General features: G+C 62.5%; 3 protein-coding genes. 1 reads left to right on the forward strand and 2 read right to left on the reverse strand.

Translation table 11 applies throughout. From position 1 onward, the window contains the following. The coding region (locus AC1D2E_RS35000) for a DUF3604 domain-containing protein (protein WP_478201659.1) at positions 1–655 on the reverse strand (655 nt) is incomplete at its 3' end. Positions 656–1,047: 392 nt separating this feature from the next. On the opposite strand from AC1D2E_RS35000, the gene AC1D2E_RS35005 reads away from it, so the two are divergent. Beyond that, positions 1,048–2,526 carry a DUF1254 domain-containing protein gene (locus AC1D2E_RS35005; RefSeq protein WP_478201660.1) on the forward strand — a complete coding sequence of 493 codons (1,479 nt, stop codon included), beginning with the start codon at positions 1,048–1,050 and terminating at the stop codon, positions 2,524–2,526. Between the two features lie 295 nt (positions 2,527–2,821). Here the strand turns inward: AC1D2E_RS35005 and AC1D2E_RS35010 are convergent. Next, on the reverse strand, positions 2,822–4,033 hold a 1,212-nt coding region (locus AC1D2E_RS35010; RefSeq protein WP_478201661.1), incomplete at its 5' end, for a sensor histidine kinase.

Genomic DNA, 4,033 nt, shown 5'->3' on the forward strand with positions numbered 1-4,033 from the left:
CATCCATCCAGTTCCAGAGGTCCACGGGATGGTGCGAATCAAGCGCGGTGAAAGGCATGATCGGCACCTTGCTGCAGTCCTTGAAAAAGACATTGCGATGCAGGTTCATGTTGTTCGGCGTTGACGTCCACTCGTAGGAGCAGAAGGTCGTGAACTTGCCTGGTTCGTTCGCCTTTTCGGCGAGCTCGGTGTTCTGCTTCCAGACCGTGCCCGCGACCTCCGGCGACATGAGCGACTTGACCGGCGGCCCGCCCATCAGCTTCACGACGTAGGTAAAGATCCTGTTCAACTCGGACGTCGAATTCGACTTGAGGATCATCGGCTGCGCCGCGGGCACCTTGCTGATCGGCGAGGTCGGATCGTTCGCCAGCCGGATCACGCCCACATACTCCGAATGGTCGGTGACACCCGCCCAGTCGAGCGGGGTGTCGATCTTGACGTCGTAGCCAGACGGGTGCTTGATGGCTTCGCCCTTGAAGTACTTGTACGCGTCGCCGGGATCGGTGCGGTTCCCGCCAAGCCAAGCGTCCAGCGACCAGCTCGTGTGAACGTGCGTCTCGCCGAAATACGCTTCGCGGTCGGGATTCCTCGTCTGGGCGATGGCTGGGGCAGCGGCAAGTCCATAGCCCCCCGTGGCGATCAGCGCGCCGGTCAAGGCGCGGGACAAAATCGAGCTCGGCAAGTTGCTCAGCATCGGGGGGCCTCGGAAGTTGTTCTGGTTAGGGATGTCGAGCCTTTTAACCCAAGCAACGCTTCAGGGGAACAGCCCTTTAGGGAAGGTCCGAGGCCCACGACCTGGCCGTCGACGTGCTTCGCGTGGTCAACGACATCCTGCAAGCCAAGGGGCTGATGCTGCGCACGGGCATCAAGGGCGCGAGTTCCAGGTCCGGACTGGCGGCTTGGGGCCCGGAGCTCACCCACCCGCGACCGGCTACAGTCGTGGCACTGCCCTAAAGGGCAGTTGTCAACCCATTGGGGCCGGTGTCATCATCGCGCGGGCCGCTGCAACGGTGCAGGGATCACGTTTCGCAAAGTACAAGATCAATCATGAACGCCGAACTTCCTTCTCTCTTGAAATGGGCAGCGATCGCCACTGCCGCGATGGCCTTGATGGCGGGCTGCGCCAGCAAGAACGATCCCGTGGCCCAGGCCGCAAAAGCCGACGCCGCCAAGGGCATCGCCGCGCCCGGCATCGCCGAGACCAAGGCCATCGCGGAGGAGGCCTTCATTTACGGGCTGCCGCTGGTCATGAACTACGCGGTGATGAACGAATATGCCGTGGACAAGAGCGGCCCGCAATACAAGGCGCCGTTCAACCAGCTGAAGAACGAGCCTCGCGTCTACACCTACCAAGACACAGCCATCATCACGCCAAACAGCGACACTCCGTACTCGTTTGCCTGGCTGGATTTGCGCGCGGAGCCGGTGGTGATTTCGGTGCCGGCGGTGGACAAGCGGCGTTATTACTCGGTGCAGTTGATCGATGGCAATACCTACAACTACGGCTACATCGGCAGCCGTGCCACCGGCAACGAGCCAGGCCACTACATGGTGGTCGGTCCCGACTGGAAAGGCGCCACGCCCCCTGGCATCAAGAAAGTCTTCACCTCGTCCACTCCCTTCGCCTTGACCGGCATGCGGACTCAGCTCTTCAATCCCAAGGACATGCCGAATGTGGTGAAGGTGCAGTCGGGCTACAAGGTGCAGCCGCTGTCCGCCTTCCTCAATCAGCCTGCTCCAGCGGCTGCGCCGGCGATCAAGTTCCTCCCCGCCACCACGGCCGGGATCAAGCAGAACTACTTCGAGTATCTGGACGCCGCGCTTCAGTACGTGCCGCCCACCCCGGAAGACAAGGAGCTAAGGGCCAGGCTCGCCCGCATCGGCATCGGGGCGGGCAAGACCTTCGAGTTCAAGGATCTTTCGCTCGAACACAAGGCCGCCGTCGGCCTGGGCATGAAGGATGGCGACGAGAAGATCGAGAAGTACCTGGCGACCGGCATGAAGGATGTCAACGGCTGGAGCGTCGGCTCCCTGCCAGGCGACCGCGCCTTCTACAACGGCAACTGGCTCAAGCGAGCCGCTACGGCCAAAGCAGGAATCTACGGCAATGACGCTGTGGAGGCCATGTATCCGTTGACTCGCGTTGATGGGAAGGGCGAGCCTCTAGACGGAAGCAAGCACGCCTACACATTGACTTTTCCGGCAGGCCAGCAGCCGCCAGTGAACTCTTTCTGGTCGGTGACGATGTACGACGGCAAGAGCCAGCTTCTGATCAAGAATCCGATCAACCGGTACCTCATCAACTCGCCGATGGTGTCGGGGATGAAGAAGAACGCCGACGGCTCGCTCACGCTCTACATCCAGAAGGACTCACCAGGCAAGGCGAAAGAARCCAACTGGCTGCCCGCTCCCGACGGCCCGATCTACCTGGTGATGCGCCTGTACTGGCCCAAGGAAACGCCGCCTTCGATCCTGCCGGCCGGTGCAGGAACGTGGAAGCCACCGGGAATAGTGGCGTCGAAGTAGCGTTCTGGAGTTCGCCCTGGAAAGGGGCATCTCACTGAACTGAGCGCCGCACGTGTCGGATTCGAGGACTGGCCCGACTTTCATTGCGGTCGCTCAGTGGCGCATATCGACAGCGCTTGCCTTTGACTTACGCCGCCAGCTGTGCGGAAGCAACTCTTCGATGCGGCTTTCCGCAAGCGATCGGGGCATCGCATTCCAACCGCTGTTGGAGGGCCTGGTATTCGTCACCCACCAGCGTGCCGCGCCAACTTCGCCGAGCATCGTTCGCTGCGCCGAGGATCGCCGATTGCACGATTCATGCTGTTTTTCGCACTTGCTCAGCAGATCGCTCGGGCAGTGGCGTAGCCATTGCCTGCCCATCGGCCAGTGACACCGGCAGCGTGAAGCGCAGGCTGGCGCCGCCACCCTCCACGCTCTCGGCCCACAGCCGCCCACCGTGTGCCTCGATCAGTGTGCGCGAGATCGACAGGCCCATACCCATCCCGGTCGGCTTGGTGGTGAAGAACGACCCGAAGATCTGCTCCATCCGCTCCTTGGGAATACCCGAACCGTTGTCGTTGACAGCGATCTCGACCGTCTCGGCGCCGCGATGCATCGCGGTGACCACGATGCTGCGCACCTGGTGTGCGGCTTCGTCAATGGCGTCCATGCCGTTGGAGATCAGGTTGAGCAGCACCTGCTGCAGATGGATGCGATCGCCGAGGACCGGCGGCAGAGGGTGCGCAACCTGCAAATGCACGCGAATGCGGCGCGCTGCGGCGTCGGGACGGACCAATGCGGTGACATTCTCCAGAAGGTCATGCACGTTCAGCGGCATGACCTCGACCTCGTGGCGCCGCAGCATCGCGCGCATGCGATCGATCACGGCACCCGCTCGCTGGTCATCGGCGAGGATGTCGTCGACAATCGCACGGATCTCCTCAAGGTCCGCCTGACCGGATTGCAGCATGAGCACGGCGGCTTCGGCATTGCGCAGGATGGCGCCCAGCGGCTGGTTGATTTCGTGGGCCAGAGCGGCCGCCAGCTGCCCCATCACGGACAAGCGGCCTGCGTGAGCGATCTCATGCCGCAGACGCAACATTTCCTGCTCGGCTTCCTTGCGTGCGGTGATGTCGCTGCAGGCGCCCCGACTGCGGACAGCGCGTTGGCGCTCGAACTCGAATTGTCCTTGCGCCGAGATCCATCGCGTGCTGCCATCGGAAGCGTTGACGCGAAACTCCGTCTGATAGTGGCCAACCCTATGCCTTCCCGCCTCGGAGAACGCCAGGCGAACCATGTGGCGGTCGTCGGCATGCACCTTCAACAGCACCGACTCCAGATCCATCGGCTCGCTCGGCGAAAAGTCGAACAGCTGCCGGGTCCTCGGGCTCGCCCAGAAGGTACCGCACGCGATATCACGCATCCAGAGGCCCAGGTTCGCGGCTTGCGTGGCGAGCGTCATGCGCTCCTCGCTTTCGCGCAACGCATGCAGCAGTCTCGCCGCGTGACGCACGTTGCGACTCAGTTC

This window comes from Variovorax sp. P1_H2 (assembly GCF_056405295.1).